At 44.5% G+C, this 14,615-nt stretch carries 20 protein-coding genes and 1 tRNA gene; 15 read left to right on the top strand and 6 right to left on the bottom strand.

Translation table 11 applies throughout. The features are described from left to right. The first annotated feature begins 15 nt into the window (after positions 1-15). The 8 genes from BKM01_RS01185 (at position 16) to BKM01_RS01150 (ending at position 3,730) form a co-directional block, all read left to right on the top strand. A complete protein-coding gene (locus BKM01_RS01185; protein WP_072360604.1) occupies positions 16-1,212 on the top strand; it encodes an HD domain-containing protein in 1,197 nt (398 codons plus the stop codon). Positions 1,213-1,222: 10 nt separating this feature from the next. Then, positions 1,223-1,558 carry a prenylated flavin chaperone LpdD gene (gene lpdD / locus BKM01_RS01180; RefSeq protein WP_072360606.1) on the top strand — a complete coding sequence of 112 codons (336 nt, stop codon included), beginning with the start codon at positions 1,223-1,225 and terminating at the stop codon, positions 1,556-1,558. 1 nt (position 1,559) lies between these two features. After that, positions 1,560-2,123 (top strand): UbiX family flavin prenyltransferase, encoded by a 564-nt coding sequence (locus tag BKM01_RS01175; RefSeq protein WP_072360608.1) that lies wholly within the window; start codon positions 1,560-1,562, stop codon positions 2,121-2,123. Between the two features lie 85 nt (positions 2,124-2,208). Beyond that, positions 2,209-2,286, top strand: a tRNA-Pro gene (locus BKM01_RS01170). A gap of 65 nt (positions 2,287-2,351) precedes the next feature. Continuing rightward, on the top strand, positions 2,352-2,627 hold the full coding sequence (locus BKM01_RS01165; protein WP_072360610.1) for a ubiquitin-like small modifier protein 1: 276 nt from the start codon (positions 2,352-2,354) through the stop codon (positions 2,625-2,627). Positions 2,628-2,649: 22 nt separating this feature from the next. Continuing rightward, positions 2,650-3,018, top strand: a complete 369-nt coding sequence (gene crcB / locus BKM01_RS01160; protein WP_072360612.1) for a fluoride efflux transporter CrcB — start codon at positions 2,650-2,652, stop codon at positions 3,016-3,018. Position 3,019: 1 nt separating this feature from the next. Continuing rightward, on the top strand, positions 3,020-3,376 hold the full coding sequence (locus tag BKM01_RS01155; protein ID WP_072360614.1) for a fluoride efflux transporter FluC: 357 nt from the start codon (positions 3,020-3,022) through the stop codon (positions 3,374-3,376). A gap of 30 nt (positions 3,377-3,406) precedes the next feature. Then, entirely contained in the window at positions 3,407-3,730 is a 324-nt protein-coding gene (locus BKM01_RS01150) for a DUF190 domain-containing protein (RefSeq protein WP_072360616.1), read from the top strand. Here the strand turns inward: BKM01_RS01150 and BKM01_RS01145 are convergent, their stop codons facing one another. The 3 genes from BKM01_RS01145 to BKM01_RS01135 all read right to left on the bottom strand — a co-directional run bounded on the left by BKM01_RS01145 (position 3,731) and on the right by BKM01_RS01135 (position 5,377). Then, a complete protein-coding gene (locus tag BKM01_RS01145; RefSeq protein ID WP_072360618.1) occupies positions 3,731-3,988 on the bottom strand; it encodes a YhbY family RNA-binding protein in 258 nt (85 codons plus the stop codon). Positions 3,989-4,050: 62 nt separating this feature from the next. After that, on the bottom strand, positions 4,051-4,758 hold the full coding sequence (locus BKM01_RS01140) for an RAD55 family ATPase (protein WP_072360620.1): 708 nt from the start codon (positions 4,756-4,758) through the stop codon (positions 4,051-4,053). 82 nt (positions 4,759-4,840) lie between these two features. Continuing rightward, on the bottom strand, positions 4,841-5,377 hold the full coding sequence (locus BKM01_RS01135; RefSeq protein WP_072360622.1) for a MogA/MoaB family molybdenum cofactor biosynthesis protein: 537 nt from the start codon (positions 5,375-5,377) through the stop codon (positions 4,841-4,843). 227 nt (positions 5,378-5,604) lie between these two features. Between BKM01_RS01135 and BKM01_RS01130 the strand changes: the two genes are divergently transcribed. The 5 genes from BKM01_RS01130 to pheS are packed head-to-tail and all read left to right on the top strand — an operon-like array spanning position 5,605 to position 10,798. Continuing rightward, positions 5,605-6,123: a 50S ribosomal protein L16 gene (locus BKM01_RS01130; RefSeq protein WP_072360624.1), complete on the top strand. Its 519-nt coding sequence runs from the start codon at positions 5,605-5,607 to the stop codon at positions 6,121-6,123. Between the two features lie 26 nt (positions 6,124-6,149). Then, a complete protein-coding gene (locus tag BKM01_RS01125; RefSeq protein WP_072360625.1) occupies positions 6,150-6,758 on the top strand; it encodes a translation initiation factor IF-2 subunit beta in 609 nt (202 codons plus the stop codon). A 17-nt stretch (positions 6,759-6,775) separates the two neighbouring features. Next, on the top strand, positions 6,776-7,966 hold the full coding sequence (locus BKM01_RS01120) for a radical SAM/SPASM domain-containing protein (protein WP_072360627.1): 1,191 nt from the start codon (positions 6,776-6,778) through the stop codon (positions 7,964-7,966). A 45-nt stretch (positions 7,967-8,011) separates the two neighbouring features. Then, positions 8,012-9,310: a tryptophan--tRNA ligase gene (locus BKM01_RS01115; RefSeq protein WP_198926191.1), complete on the top strand. Its 1,299-nt coding sequence runs from the start codon at positions 8,012-8,014 to the stop codon at positions 9,308-9,310. A 12-nt stretch (positions 9,311-9,322) separates the two neighbouring features. Beyond that, the gene (pheS, locus tag BKM01_RS01110) at positions 9,323-10,798 is read left to right on the top strand and encodes a phenylalanine--tRNA ligase subunit alpha (protein WP_072360631.1); all 1,476 of its coding nucleotides are present in this window, start codon (positions 9,323-9,325) and stop codon (positions 10,796-10,798) included. Between the two features lies 1 nt (position 10,799). Here pheS and BKM01_RS01105 read toward each other — a convergent pair whose 3' ends face one another. From BKM01_RS01105 to BKM01_RS01095, 3 genes are read right to left on the bottom strand one after another with little or no spacing between them, the layout of a single operon-like run. After that, the gene (locus tag BKM01_RS01105) at positions 10,800-11,909 is read right to left on the bottom strand and encodes a DUF362 domain-containing protein (protein ID WP_072360633.1); all 1,110 of its coding nucleotides are present in this window, start codon (positions 11,907-11,909) and stop codon (positions 10,800-10,802) included. 11 nt (positions 11,910-11,920) lie between these two features. Continuing rightward, on the bottom strand, positions 11,921-12,490 hold the full coding sequence (locus BKM01_RS01100; RefSeq protein WP_072360635.1) for a DUF531 domain-containing protein: 570 nt from the start codon (positions 12,488-12,490) through the stop codon (positions 11,921-11,923). Position 12,491: 1 nt separating this feature from the next. Then, positions 12,492-12,920 carry a GNAT family N-acetyltransferase gene (locus BKM01_RS01095; RefSeq protein ID WP_072360637.1) on the bottom strand — a complete coding sequence of 143 codons (429 nt, stop codon included), beginning with the start codon at positions 12,918-12,920 and terminating at the stop codon, positions 12,492-12,494. Between the two features lie 150 nt (positions 12,921-13,070). Here BKM01_RS01095 and hpt point away from each other — a divergent pair, with 150 nt between their 5' ends. Together hpt and dph2 are read left to right on the top strand one after the other, a co-directional pair. After that, positions 13,071-13,643 (top strand): hypoxanthine/guanine phosphoribosyltransferase, encoded by a 573-nt coding sequence (gene hpt / locus BKM01_RS01090; protein WP_072360639.1) that lies wholly within the window; start codon positions 13,071-13,073, stop codon positions 13,641-13,643. Next, positions 13,630-14,613 (top strand): diphthamide biosynthesis enzyme Dph2, encoded by a 984-nt coding sequence (gene dph2 / locus BKM01_RS01085; RefSeq protein WP_072360641.1) that lies wholly within the window; start codon positions 13,630-13,632, stop codon positions 14,611-14,613. Before hpt ends, dph2 begins: the two co-directional genes overlap by 14 nt. Positions 14,614-14,615 lie beyond the last annotated feature (2 nt).

Raw genomic sequence — 14,615 nt, 5'->3', positions numbered from 1 at the left:
CGGTTATTTAAAAACATGAAGGTCATGAGGGACCCCGTACACGGTCATGTCGAACTTGACGAACTTGCAGTATCCCTTATGGATACGCCCCGCATGCAGCGTCTCAGGAGGATACGCCAGTTAGGACTGTCCAACTTGGTATATCCCGGTGCCAACCATACTCGTTTTGAACATTCACTGGGCGCACATCACTTGGCTACAACCCTTGCGGGAGAAATAGATTCCGTACAGCAATCTGAAATCGATGAACTCAGGGTTGCTGCAATGTTGCATGATATAGGACACGGCCCCCTTTCCCATGTGACAGAGGGCATCATCAAAAAATATACCCGCAGGGAGCATGAAGATGTAAAACACCTGCTGCGCAAAGGGGATATAGCAGAAGTTTGCAGTGATGCCGGCCTCAACATCTCAAGTATCGCAGACCACATCCTGGGCAAAACCTCTCTCGGACAGATCATAAACAGTGAGATTGATGTTGACCGCATGGATTACCTCATCCGTGATGCACATTACACTGGCGTTGCATACGGTCTTGTAGACCATAGCCGCCTGATCCATAAAATGCAATTCTATGAAGATAAACTGGTTGTAACAGAAGGTGGGCTCAATGCGGCCGAATCCCTGCTTGTATCACGTTTTTTAATGCATCCTTCGGTATATTTCCATCATGTGACACGCATCTCAGAAACAATGATAACAAGAGGCATCGAATATTTGATAGAGCAGGAGAAACTCAATCCCTCCAGCCTTCAGGAAATGGATGACTACAGCCTGTTTGAAACCATGCGCCGGGATGACGGTTACGCCGGTGAGATGATTAACAGGATTGATGAGAGGAAACTGTACAAACGTGCCCTTTATGTAGGGTTTGATGACGTCGATGAGAAGGTTTTGGGCCATCGCAAAGCCATCCAGAGAGTGGAAAAAGAAATAGCAGAAGAGGCAGGAATTAATGAAGAGGAAATCCTCATAGATATTCCGAAATTGCCCCGGATAGAGGAAATGAAAGCATTGATCAAGGTCAACGGGAAAAAAATGACTCTTGATAAAGCCTCCCATCTTGTAGCAACTCTTGAAAAAGCACACCGTGATAACTGGAAACTCGGGGTTTATACCCCCAGGGAACACAGGGAGAAGGTGAAGAAAATAGCAACCGATTTTTTCGAGGTCAAAAAACAGACCCGACAATACAAGTTAACGGATATATAAGGCGATATAAGTGGAATCAATTGAAAAAGAAGCAGGGAAAAGGAAACTCATTCTTAAATGGCACAATATTGGAGACGGTTTACTTGTAACACTTACAGGCGGCGATGAGCATATAGGAGCAGTTGCTGTGGGCAATTCAGGTGCATCCTCGGTTATTACCCTGCCAGGACACAGGGATGATGAAATTGCACACAGACAGGCAGGCCGCATTAACAGGAAAACCGGCAATGATACTGTTTTCCTTGTAGGGATACATTTCAACAACATACAGCCTGATGAGATCAGTAAAATATGCGATACCGCAGAACTTATGGTTGACGAACTTATAGATATAATTGAGGAATAATATGGAAGTTGTAGTGGGAATCAGTGGGGCCTCCGGGGCACAGTACGGAATCAGGCTACTTGAAATATTTGCAGAAAAAGGAATCTATACACACCTTGTAATAACCTCTGCAGCCAGACAAATAATAAGTATAGAAACAAGCTGGAAGATCGAAGAGGTGGAAAAACTTGCCTGTGAGGTACACGAGGAAAAAGATTTTACTGCTTCTGTAGCAAGCGGATCGCATCCTTACAATGCTTTGGTAATAGCCCCTTGCAGCATGAAAACTGCTGCTTCCATTGCACACGGAATCTCAGATAATCTCCTTACAAGAGCTGCTGATGTATGCCTCAAGGAAGGCAGGAATGTTATCCTGATGGTGCGGGAGACCCCCTACAGCCGAATTCATCTGGAAAATCTGCTCAAACTCAAGGAATCCGGCACCCATGTTTTGCCTGCATGTCCTGCATTCTACAACAAACCGCAATCAATAGACGACTTAATTGATTTCATGGCCGGGCGGGTACTGGATCTTCTGAATGTTGATAATGATATATATCCCAGGTGGGAAGGAGACAGTAACTGAACCAATTTCCACCCTCTTCTGCGCCCTTCAATAGTTAGATATATCTAGGAGAAGTGCATTAAGGGGGGATGCCCTTATATCATGTGGGATAGTAGGGTAGCCTGGCCGATCCTCGAGCGTTTGGGACGCTTGGACTGCGGTTCAAATCCGCGCTATCCCACCACTATTCTTCATGTAAATACTAATTTTAACGAATATTTTATAAACCAGCTTGACATGGGAAAAACTATGGCTGCCAAGAAGGTAAGATTGTTTGCCAATATCAGGGAAAAGGCCGGAACTTCCGAAGTAGAGGTCAACGGAGACACCGTTTCTGAGATATTGGATGAGATAATTACAAAATACCCGAATCTTGAAGAACTTATATTTGAAGATGGCAAAAAACTCAGAGGATATATAAATATCCTGATCAACGGGGAAAATGTCCAGCATCTTGAAGGTACAGATTCAGCGATTACAGAAAAAGATGAAGTCGCTATATTCCCCCCTGTTTCCGGTGGATAAATAAAGATGGTGGGACAATCCCATGGAATACCGGGATGTTACCAATCTTTTTTTGCTAGGAACCGGTGGATTCCTGGGAGCTGTATGCAGATATGGCACATCCATCATGATTCCCGGCACCCGGGGAACACTGGTTGTGAACGTGCTGGGAAGTTTCCTGCTGGGATTATTACTGTTCTACTCTGACTATATCGGTTACCTCACCCCACGCATCCGAATGTTTGCAGGCATCGGATTTTTAGGCGCATTCACCACATTCTCCACATTCATTGTACAGACTGTGCAAATGCAGCCTCTATACGGGTTTACAAACATGATGATAAATCTGCTACCGGGTTTATTTGCAATCTTTCTTGCAAGAAGCCTGATAATATACATAGGGGGCAGGTGAAATGGAGCCAGCAGGCTATTTACTGGTTGGTATCGGCGGGTTTATCGGTGCAACACTCAGGTATATAGTCGCGGGAATGACCTCTAAAAAGGCAGATATACCCACAGGTACACTCGCAGTAAACATAATTGGTACAACAATACTCTCATATCTTACATATTCCCATTCCCTGCAGCATATTTACCTGTTGAATATAGGCATTCTGGGTTCATTCACCACTTTTTCCACTTTTGCTTATGAATCATTCGCACTCCTGGAACAACAGTCAAACTGGAGTTTTCTTACAAATATAATGCTTAATTGTGTGTGCTGCATGCTCGGTGCGGGATTCGGGCAGTTAATGGCAAACTTAATCTAAAAATAGAATTGGACAAAGAAAGGGGACCATATGCAATCCAAAATACTGACAATTTATCTTAGTGAAAATGATACATACAAAGGCAAGAGTGCCCATCAGGCCATCATCGAGTTCTTGCTTGAAAATGATGTTGCCGGCGCCATCGCAATCAGGGGAATCGAGGGATATGGAGTACACAGTGTAATCCATAAAACAAGTATCCTCAGGCTTGGAATGGACCTCCCCATCATAGTACAGGCCGTGGATGAAGAAGATAAGTTACGTAATATCCTGCCTGAACTCAAGAAAATGGTTCCTGATGAACTCATTGTGATGCAGGATGTGGAAATCCTGGCAGGGCATAAAAGGAATTAATTACCTGTAGAGGACTATCGCCCTTCCACGAACATCTATCAGGGTAGTGGATGTGAGAGAGGCCAGTTCCTCTGCAATTGAATCCATACTTTCACCCGGGAAGCTTTTGAGGATTTTTACCTTGACAAGATGATTGGCTTTAATTTGTTTTTTCAATTCAGTTACAACCGCATCATCAATTCCCTTTTTACCCAGAGTAAGAATGGGTTTCAGGTGAGTTGCTTCTGACCTAAATTTCCTTATTTTATCCTTATCCATCAAATAACACCTGCCTATAGGGACCTGCATGAAGTATATATAACTAACTTAAAGAAAAGCATTCAGTCTTCCTTTATGCCCTGAATGGATATAGAACCATCTTCCACCAAATACTCAAACCAGGGAGTGGGTTTGGAAGATATGCCTACTGCACGTAGGTAATGACTGCCGTTTTCTTCCTGCACCTCAATCATACCATCATAAAGTTGTTTTAAGGTAGCAATTGTGCGGGAGTCATGCATCTGGTCTTCAAGTACGAATAAACCAAGGCCTTTTATGGCTTTGATTCTGCCTGTGAACACGTGCATGAAGCGAAATACCGTCTGGATATTAGAGTACATAAGAATAGTCGAGACAGAATTAATACAGAGGATATTATGAGAAATCTGGCGTTTCATCCAGAATTGTTCAAAAAACTGGCTTATTCGAACACCTATACCGGTAAGGTCCACAGGACTTGAAGCACGTTTTATGTTATCAGTATCATCAGCCGCCATGCCCAACGTCTTTGTCACACAATCCACAATCCCGATATTGGACACAGGTATGGTTTTGTCAAAGGAGGTGAACCATTCCAGAACATGCTCACCTGGTTCTCTTGTAGAAACTATGACCGAAGATTCTTCCTTTTTGAGACCGTTTTTAAGGATGTGGTATGCAACATCTTCCTTTCCGCTCATAGGAGGACCTATTACCATCAGATTGCTTCCTTCACGGATTTCCCCGATAATATTATCCAGTTCTTCAATGCCCAGTGAATAGGATGTCATATACTCCAGCCGAACTCTCTATTTTAATTTATTATATAAGGATAGCCCTTAATAACATTATTCCTGATAATACCCTCGGTTATTACGATCTTGCATGTTTTACTATATGCCCGGCTTCAGGAATTACGATTTCCTCAACTGCAAGTTCCACTGCCTTTGGAGAACCAGGAAGGCAGAAAACTGCACAACCCTGTATGATACCTGCAGTTGCCCTGCTCAATATTGTGGCAGACCCTATCTGATCCAGACTTTTAAGACGGAAAAGTTCCCCGAATCCTTCAAGTTCCTTTTCAAATAAGGGACAAAGGGCTTCTATGGTCACATCGCAAGCAGATAAACCTGTGCCGCCGGTAGTAATCACAACATCGGCTCCATTAAATATCGCAGAGAGGACTTCTTTCCTTATATCTGTGATATTATCTGCCACAAGACTGTAGCACAATACATTGTGATGGGCAGCCTCTATAAGATCTGACATTCGTTGCCCCGAGACATCATCCGCAGCAGAAGGCGATTCTATAGATCCATATGTATTAAAACGAGAAGTTGAGATAGTTACAAGGCTAAAGGCATATGCTTTATCAGTCCCTTTTTTATGCTCTTTGGTGCTGGAGCTCATAAAAGAACATATAGAAAACTGCATATATTATAATTCTGCTGCATACCCTTTACAAATACAACAAATGACCGATAAGACTTATAAACTACCAGACAATATGGAGGGGCAATATAAGATAGTACACCATCCCATCAATACATTAAAATATGTAAATCTCAATAAGAAACCAAAACTTTCGAGAATGGGATAATTCTACATCATTATCATTCCAAGGAGGCTTTTAGTCCATGACAAGAAAACCAGCAAGTATGTACAGGAACATTAAACAGCGCTCATATACACGCAGAAAGTACATGGGTGGTGTTCCTGGAAGCCAGGTAATACACTACGACATGGGAAACAAAACCGCAGATTTCCAGGTCAAGATGTCACTTATATCTGAAGAGAAATGTCAGATGAGACACACAGCTCTAGAAGCAGCAAGGATATCAGCTAACAGGCATATGATCTCCAAAGTCGGTCGTATCAGTTACCATTTCAAATTAAGAGTTTACCCCCACGAGGTCCTGAGAGAAAACAAACAGGCAACTGGCGCAGGTGCAGACCGTGTATCCAGTGGTATGAGAAAAGCATTCGGAAAAGCTGTAGGTACTGCAGCAAGAGTTTCTGCCGGGCAGAAGATATTCACTGTTTCTGTCAATAAGAAGAACTTCAAGCATGCAAAAGCTGCACTTAAAAGAGCAGGACAGAAGCTTCCAACACCAATAAGAATTGTTGTTGATGAAGGCGCAGAGCTGGTACAATAAAACCAGCTTTTGAGGAGGGAACACTTATGGAAGATTATGAATCCTTGCTTGACCGGGCAATGGAAAACCTGCCGGAAACCGAAACAACAGATGAACGTTTTGTAATTCCGGAACCCAAGATTTATTTTGAGGGAAAAACAACGGTACTGGACAATTTTGCACAGATCAGAAGTGTCCTTAACCGTGATGCTGATCATCTGATGAAGTACCTCACAAGGGAACTGGGTACAGCCGGTAAGGTCGAAGGTGGCAAGGCCATATTCCAGGGGAAGTTCCCTGTCCAGGCAATCAAGTCCAACATAAATGCCTATGCTGATGAATATGTCATATGTTCGGAATGCAACAGGCCAGATACGGAACTTGTGAAGGTAGACAGAGTCCTAATGATGAAATGTGCCGCATGTGGTGCGCACAGGCCTGTCAAGAAAAGGAAAGCTACTGCACCTACTCCCGAATCCGCTCTTGAGGAAGGGAAAGAATATGAAGTCAAGATTGATGCTGTCGGTTCCAAGGGAGACGGAATCGCCAAGATGGCAAAATTCACTATTTTCGTTCCTGGTACTGCCAAGGGCGATGTCTTAAAGATCAGGATCAAAAAGATCAGTGGAAACCTGGCTTTTGCAGAAAAGGCATAATTAAGGAGCAAAACCCAATGTCAGTCGATGAAATGGGCCAGGGAATCAATGTATTTTCGATTCCCGGCCTAAACATTGACCTCCAAAATTCAAACGGCTCTTTACAGTTAGATTCCCGGGGCCAGCTTAAATATGCCTGCTCACCTATCCTGAAAAAAATTAATGAAAGATTACGGGAAGAAAAGCCCGTACAGATGGGCACGGACAGGGTAATTGCTTCTACCTGGCTGCCTCCGATCCCAAGCGGTCCTTTCAAAAGACTCCTTAATGCTGAAGTACAGCATGCTTTGGGAAGACGGGTTCCTGAAACTGTTTCTTTTGAGATCACAAGACAATGCAAATGTAATTGTGACCATTGCATTATAAGTGGAGGAGAGGAAGATCTTGACACAGAAACTGTCAAGAAAACCATAGATGATGCTCTTGATATGGGTGCTTTCATAATTATTTTTACAGAAGGAGATCCTCTGCTCAGGGAAGATATTTTTGAATTAATAGAGTATGTCGACAAGGAACGTGCAATTGTCAATATGTACACACCTGGAACAGACATGAATCCTCAGACGGCAAAAAAGCTAAAGGAAGCCGGGCTGCATAATCTTTTAGTCAGTATATATTCCACTGATCCCGAAAAGCACAATGTGGTAAGAAGGCTTGATGGTGCATTTGATATGGCTACATCTGCCATAAAGTATGGACTTGATGCTGGATTATTAGTCACTATGTGTACTCATGCCTCCCCGAAAAATATGGATGAACTCCCACAACTCTATGCTTTTGCAACAGAGATGGGAGTGAGCGAATTTTCAATCTGGGAAAGTGCTCCGAAAAAAAAGGGTGATCCTATTATCTCATCTGAGGACAGGGAAAAAGTCCTTGAAATGCACCATGAAGCCAATTCCACAGAAGCCGGCCCCAGAATATTTACCAATAGTTATTTTGAAGGTGAAATGCTGGGTTGCATGGCGGCTCAGCGCTGGATGCACATTTGTGTGGACGGGTCGGTTAAGCCCTGCCCATATATCCCATTCAGTTTTGGGAACATACAGGACCAACAGTTAAGAGACATCTGGAAGAACATGAAAAAAGCCCCCCGATTTGAATCCGGGGATGTATTCTGCCAGATGCAGATGCCACAATATCTTGAACTTGTGGAAAAGATTCCAGATGGAGTTGTCCCTCCCTATCCATTTGACAAAATCGAATAAATCATACCAATGACAAAATAAACCAGATTAATCTTGAGGATATGCATGAATGTGAAACTAGATCCATGGGGCTCGTCAAATATCGACGACTACTCAAAATTGTTCGATGAATTTGGAATACAGCGTTTTGATGAACTTCTGCCCCGGATCGAGCAACCCAGCGCTTACATGAGAAGGAAGATCATCTTTGGCCACAGGGATTATGACATGATTACCCGGGCCATGAACGACAATGACCCGTTTGCGGTAATGAGCGGGTTCATGCCTTCCGGAAAAGTCCATCTCGGCGGAAAAATGGTCATGGACCAGATCGTCTGGCACCAGCAGATGGGCGGCGAGGCTTTTGTGGGTATTGCCGACAGGGAAGCATATTCAGTCAGGGGATTTTCCTGGGAAAAATGTAAACAGATTGGAATTGAGGAATATATCCTTAGCCTTATTGCCTTGGGATTTGAACCAGAGGGGCATATTTATTTCCAGTCCCAATCCAAAAATGTAAAGAATCTGGCCTTTGAACTGGGTGTCAAGGCAAATTTCTCGGAACTAAGTGCAATCTATGGATTCAATGGCCAGACCAATATAGCACATATGGTCAGTGCCCTCTCCCAGAGTGCGGATATTCTCCAACCCGAACTTGAAGAATTCGGCGGACCCAAGCCGACAGTTGTTCCTGCGGGGGCCGATCAGGACCCGCACATGAGACTCACCCGGGGACTTGCCAACAAAATGAACATGTTCCTTATCGAGGAAAGGACGGATAAGAATAACGTGCCCTTTGTCAGTGTCCGAAGCAAGACCGCACCTGTTGATGCACTTGAAGAGGTTTCAGAGGCATTGCCCTGGGATACGAAACTGTTCGAGGGGCATGTGGATATCTTTGGCGTGGACGACCTGACCAAACTTAAGGAAATCACAATGGAAGTCGAAATGAATAACGGAGGATATGGATTCCTCCCACCGGCTTCGACCTATCATCGCTTTATGTCCGGTTTGCAGGGGGGCAAGATGTCAAGCAGTGTACCTGACAGCCTGATTGCCCTTACCGATGATCCGGATGATGCCGCCCGCAAGGTTAAGAAGGCAAAGACTGGCGGGCGTATGACCCTGAAAGAGCAAAAAGAACTCGGAGGACAGCCCGACGAATGTTCTGTCTATGAGTTACTCGTATTCCATCTTAGTGACGACGACGGGGAACTGGCACAGATCCATTCCGAATGTTTGGATGGAAGCCGCATGTGCGGAAGTTGCAAGGGCCTGGCAGCAGAACGCATGGCAGAATTCCTCAAAGACCATCAGGAAAAAAGAGAACTGGCACGCGAGAGACTTGAAGAATACGGACTCTGATACGGAGATACTATGGAAAACCTCAATCTTACACTGAATGAAAAGGAAGTACTTCTCTTCCTCGAAAAAAAAGGTACTGCAAGTCCCGCAGATATAGCCGATGGAACATCCCTGAAAATAGAGAATGCTACACAGGCCTCTTTTTTGCTTGAAGAAAAGGGTCTTGCAGAAGTTAAGGATGAAGTATCGGAAAAATATCACCTCAGTGCAGAAGGAACCGAATATGCCGAGAAGGGACTCCCTGAAAGACAGGTGCTCAACAGGATAGACGGCCCCACTTCCATAAAGGACCTGCAGGAAATGCTTTCCCCGGGGATGGTGGGAATTGCAACCGGATGGCTCAAGAGAAAAGGATGGGCATCCATTGAGAAAGGGAATATCATACCCACAGCAGATGTATCCGAAACCGCAGACGAAATTGCCCTGGCAAAACTCGATGAGACGGCAGTGTCCCTTGAAGAAACCGGAATTGACCAGAAAGTTATGAAGGACCTGGTCAAACGCAAACTGGTAGAAAAAGAAGAAACAAAAAATCGTACCATTACAATTACAGATGAGGGGAAAAAAATCGCTGCATCCGGCCTTGAACTCACCGAAGATGTCACCCAGCTGACCTCCCGGATGCTCAAGAGCGGGGAATGGAAGAACAAGACTTTTAGACCCTACAATATTGACAAACCGCCAAAGAAGATTTTTGCAGCAAAGGTCCATCCCTACCAGCGTCTGATAGACCAGATGCGCCAGATATTCCTGGAAATGGGATTCACTGAAATCAAGGGAGACATTATACAGAGCTCATTCTGGAACTTTGATGCCCTTTTCCAGCCACAGGACCACCCTGCACGGGAAATGCAGGATACATTCCACCTGGAATCCCGGTCACAGTTGCCGGGCGAATACGTGGAAACCGTATGTTCCATGCATGAAAAGGGCGGTGACATTGAATCCAGGGGTTGGGGCGGCAAATGGAATAGTGATGTCGCAAAACGCAACGTATTGCGCACCCACACCACCTCGGTCAGTATCAAACACCTGGCAGATAATCCCGAGCCACCGGTCAAAGCCTTCTGTATAGACAGGGCTTATCGCCGGGAAACAATTGATCCCACACATACCCCGGAATTCGAGCAGCTGGAAGGTGTGGTAATGGACAGGAACATGTCCTTTGCCAATCTGCTGGGATGCCTGAAGGAATTCTATCACAGGATGGGATTCGAAAACGTCAGGTTCAGGCCCGGGTATTTCCCCTATACCGAACCCAGTGTCGAACCCGAGGTATATATTGAGGAGCTTGGATGGGTTGAACTCGGCGGTGCCGGAATATTCAGAAAAGAGGTCACTGAACCTCTTGGCATCAAAGAACCGGTTTTGGCATGGGGCCTTGGTGTCAGCCGCCTGGCAATGCTGAGATTGGGTTTGAAGGACCTGCGTGAATTATACCAGTCCGACATTGAATGGTTGCGCAAAAGCCCTGTCTGCAAACTCTGATTCAAAGCAGCCGGGCCAGCAGTGACTTTTTGGATTTTACAGCCGCTGCCGGACACAATTCCCGGCAGCAATAGCACAGGATACATTTTTTATCATCTATGACAGCATGTCCCTTATCCATATGTATGGCTTCTGCAGGGCAATTTAGCACACATGCTCCACAGGCAGTACATTTGTTAGCATCAATTTCGGGCCGTACCGTGAAAAAACCACCTGCTTTCTGAACGACCCTGGAAGGCAGCATTCTTAAAAGGCTTGGACCCGGTTTTTTGAAAGGAACTGCAATATCATCCACGTTTACACCGACTATTTGAGGTGAAATATCACCGTAAACTCTGGTCGCCACAAGATTGGTAGGTATTGAAAGAGGAGCTAAATCCATTAACTGTGCAGCAACCATATCCAGAGAAATACCGTCTTTTGAGGCAAGGATTGCACCTACATTAATTGGTTTGCCTCTGGAAGGACCATCCCCCTCCATTCCCACAACTGCATCAATAAGTGATAGTTGTGGAGTTACCACATTGTAAATATCCAGAAGAACTTCACTAAAGATCAGAGGATCAGCCAACATATGTGCTTCCTTCCTGATGCGCAGGGGAACAGCACCGAAAATATTTTTCACTGCGCCGGTCATCGTTGTGAGTTCATGAGTCTTGAGTTTGGGCAGGTTAATGATATAATCAGCATCCAATACGCTGTCACTCACATAGATCTCATCCAAACGCAGGGGGTTTTCAGGTTTTACTTTACTAAAACCTGCAGTCTGGAAATTCACAACTTCGCTCCCACCCTCCAGAGCAGCCTGCTTTATACCGGATTCCTCTAGCGCTTCTGCAGTTGCTCCGGCAGATGTAATACCGGCACAATCCCCTACAACAGGATGAGCACCCGCTTCCTTTACAATTTCACATACGGCACGGACAAGAGAGGGATGGGTCGTAGCAGCATCTTCTGGTTTCCGGGCAGCAAGCACATTGGGTTTAATCAAGATGCGCATACCTGCTTTGATCTCATCAAAACATCCAAGCAGGTCCATTGCCTCCCATACTGCCTGTTTTGAGGCGGAATAATCCACACAGCGAACTAATGCTACCCGGTTATGACTCATTGTAGGAATTATCAGGAAAAGTGCTTAAAAGATTTATGGGACTTGTGCTTATTACTTTTTATTCCCTCGACTATGCCCATGATATAGGCGGGAATTGCTCCCATCGCTGTACATGTTTCACAGGAAGTACCCCCACTGCTTATATCAAGATGATTGGGGGCCTGTTTTATAATTGATTTTGGCAATCCTTTCCTGCCAAGTCCAACGAGGAAGAGGTAGGAATCATGATGCAATATTCCCTGTGCGGCATCCATCGCTGTCATTCGTTTTGATTCGTCTGCTCTGGAAGTGGTTGCAACAGGTTTGCCAAAATGTGCCGGAAAACCTTTTTTTGGAAGGTCCTGTACAAAAAAATGATGTTCCTCATTGAGCTGTTGCAGATAAGCTCCTGATTCCCCTATTGTTGTTTTTTCCACAACATACTTCACAAGTTCATCTTTTTCCATATCAAAAGGAAAATCAAAAAGGGCAAGGCTAAAACCAAATATCTTGCAAATAGGGGCTGCCCGGGCAATGGCCCTATAATGGGCATCAAGGACCTTTATACGATCATAAGTATTGACAATTCCAAGGGTCTGCATATTATTCTCTCCTCCACACCATCACGTGCTGGCTGCAATTTTCCAGGTATTCACAGCATGCACAATCATCCCACAATTCTTCTCTGGAGGGAATGATTACTTCAATAAAACCTGATTTGCTGAAAAAGGACGGGGCTGTGGTTCTTGCATATACTGCACTTCCCGATGAGAGATTCAGGGCACTTGAGACGAGCAAAAAACCTATTCCCTTTTTCCTGAATGAAGGGTGTACTGCAACACTATGCACCTCCTCAATGTTATCCCTTACAAATGCTACTGTGCCCACTATCTTATCACCAACTCTTGCCAGCAGAAAATTCCCTGTATCCAGATCTTGCCCATCAAGAAAATAGGTAGAAAGCAACGAGTCTATAGCTGTCCTATCATCCGCAGCTGCCTGACAAATTGTAATGTCCTCTGTAAGATGCATGATCTCTGAATCCTGTCCCTGAGGAGAGAGGTTTTATATAAATAGATGTTGCAGATACCAGCCGCCAGTTATAAATACAAATCCATTTATTCCTGCCTTCAATCTTTCTTCCATCCAAAAAGACGATTCTTCTCATTATCGGGGTGAAATATGTTAGAAATACTCAAGAAATCCCTGAAAAAAGCCCCTATTGTAAAACGAGGTAAATATCCCTATTTCATACATCCAATTACAGATGGCGTACCTGCAATAGATCCCAAACTGCTTGATGAGATCAGTGACTACATCATAGAATACTGCGATATGAACGTCGACAGGATCCTGTCTATTGAAGCGATGGGAATTCCCCTTGCAACAGCAATATCCCTGAAAACCGGCATCCCCTTTTCTATCGTGCGCAAAAGACAATACCAATTGCCCGGTGAAATTAAGATATCCCAGAGCACCGGTTATTCTAAAGGCGAACTCTATATAAACGGTGTTGAAAAGGGAAACCGCATACTGCTTGTTGATGATGTGATCAGCACAGGAGGTACCCTGCGCTTTCTGGTAAAGGCCCTGGAAGAAAAAAGCGTTACTATAAGCGATATAATAGTTATTGTAGGCAGGGGAGACGGCGTACAGCAACTTGCAGGACAAGGAATAAAAGTCAAAACACTTGTGGATATAAATGTAAGTGAGGACGGGGTTTCAATACTGGAGGACACCGGTGAAACTAATTGAAAATTTTGACATTGACCTGGAATCCATTGTTAATATGATTATTCAGGAAAAAGCCACAAGGGTTGGCCTCCAGCTGCCCGAAGGCTTCAAACGCCAGGCAATGAAGATCGCAGGATATATAGAGGAGAATACCGATGCAGAAACCCTCATTTCAGGCAACCCCTGTTATGGGGCATGTGATCTTGATGTTCAACTTATCAAAGATACTGATCTTGTATTCCACTTCGGCCATTCCAGGCTTGAACCCTTTGAAAATGTAGTTTATATTGAAGCACCCTCACATCTCGATATAAGTACTGTGGTTTTTCAGGCTGCAGACAAACTTAAAGGAAAAAGGATTGGCCTCCTTACGACTGTACAGCATGTGCATAAACTGGAAGAAGTCAGGAAAATCCTTGAAGAAAACGGATTCGAAACCATTATCGGAAAAGGAGACGGAAGGATCGTGCATCCGGGACAGGTACTTGGCTGCAATTTTTCAGCTGCATATGATATAACCTGTGAAGAATACCTGTATATTGGCGGCGGGAAATTCCATCCGCTGGGTATAGCCCTTTCAACAGGCAAACCCGTACTCTGTGCAAATCCTTTTACTTCATCAATCGAATACATCGACCTCAAGCAAATCATGAAACAGAGATATGCAGCAATTGCAAAAACCATGGAAGGAAAGAGGTTCTGTATACTGGTGTCCACAAAACCCGGTCAGGAAAGAATGCAACTTGCCAGGTATATAAGGGACATTGCCAGGGAAAATGGAAAAGAGGCCTACATTGTAACAATGGATCTCATAACACCCGACCAGCTTCTGCAATTCCAGGCGGATGCATATATCAATACTGCATGTCCCAGGATTGCAATCGACGAGGCAGGGAGATTCCCGGCCCCCATGTTAACTCCCCCTGAATTTGAGATCGTACTGGGAATGCGTGGGTGGGAAGAACTGGTTTTTGATGAGATAAGGGAATGATA

It is taken from the genome of Methanohalophilus portucalensis, assembly GCF_002761295.1.
Lineage (GTDB): Archaea > Halobacteriota > Methanosarcinia > Methanosarcinales > Methanosarcinaceae > Methanohalophilus > Methanohalophilus portucalensis.
Note: the sequence above shows the minus strand (reverse complement) of the source record. Positions and strands in the feature narration are given on the sequence as shown.

Excerpts from the sequence above, each read along its gene's own strand:
- BKM01_RS01185 (WP_072360604.1), top strand. The coding sequence starts at position 16 with ATGAAGGTCATGAGGGACCCCGTACACGGTCATGTCGAACTTGACGAA.
- BKM01_RS01175 (WP_072360608.1), top strand. The coding sequence starts at position 1,560 with ATGGAAGTTGTAGTGGGAATCAGTGGGGCCTCCGGGGCACAGTACGGA.
- BKM01_RS01165 (WP_072360610.1), top strand. The coding sequence starts at position 2,352 with ATGGCTGCCAAGAAGGTAAGATTGTTTGCCAATATCAGGGAAAAGGCC.
- crcB (WP_072360612.1), top strand. The coding sequence starts at position 2,650 with ATGGAATACCGGGATGTTACCAATCTTTTTTTGCTAGGAACCGGTGGA.
- BKM01_RS01155 (WP_072360614.1), top strand. The coding sequence starts at position 3,020 with ATGGAGCCAGCAGGCTATTTACTGGTTGGTATCGGCGGGTTTATCGGT.
- BKM01_RS01150 (WP_072360616.1), top strand. The coding sequence starts at position 3,407 with ATGCAATCCAAAATACTGACAATTTATCTTAGTGAAAATGATACATAC.
- BKM01_RS01145 (WP_072360618.1), bottom strand. The coding sequence starts at position 3,988 with ATGGATAAGGATAAAATAAGGAAATTTAGGTCAGAAGCAACTCACCTG.
- BKM01_RS01140 (WP_072360620.1), bottom strand. The coding sequence starts at position 4,758 with ATGACATCCTATTCACTGGGCATTGAAGAACTGGATAATATTATCGGG.
- BKM01_RS01135 (WP_072360622.1), bottom strand. The coding sequence starts at position 5,377 with ATGAGCTCCAGCACCAAAGAGCATAAAAAAGGGACTGATAAAGCATAT.
- BKM01_RS01130 (WP_072360624.1), top strand. The coding sequence starts at position 5,605 with ATGACAAGAAAACCAGCAAGTATGTACAGGAACATTAAACAGCGCTCA.
- BKM01_RS01125 (WP_072360625.1), top strand. The coding sequence starts at position 6,150 with ATGGAAGATTATGAATCCTTGCTTGACCGGGCAATGGAAAACCTGCCG.
- BKM01_RS01120 (WP_072360627.1), top strand. The coding sequence starts at position 6,776 with ATGTCAGTCGATGAAATGGGCCAGGGAATCAATGTATTTTCGATTCCC.
- BKM01_RS01115 (WP_198926191.1), top strand. The coding sequence starts at position 8,012 with ATGAATGTGAAACTAGATCCATGGGGCTCGTCAAATATCGACGACTAC.
- pheS (WP_072360631.1), top strand. The coding sequence starts at position 9,323 with ATGGAAAACCTCAATCTTACACTGAATGAAAAGGAAGTACTTCTCTTC.
- BKM01_RS01105 (WP_072360633.1), bottom strand. The coding sequence starts at position 11,909 with ATGAGTCATAACCGGGTAGCATTAGTTCGCTGTGTGGATTATTCCGCC.
- BKM01_RS01100 (WP_072360635.1), bottom strand. The coding sequence starts at position 12,490 with ATGCAGACCCTTGGAATTGTCAATACTTATGATCGTATAAAGGTCCTT.
- BKM01_RS01095 (WP_072360637.1), bottom strand. The coding sequence starts at position 12,920 with ATGCATCTTACAGAGGACATTACAATTTGTCAGGCAGCTGCGGATGAT.
- hpt (WP_072360639.1), top strand. The coding sequence starts at position 13,071 with ATGTTAGAAATACTCAAGAAATCCCTGAAAAAAGCCCCTATTGTAAAA.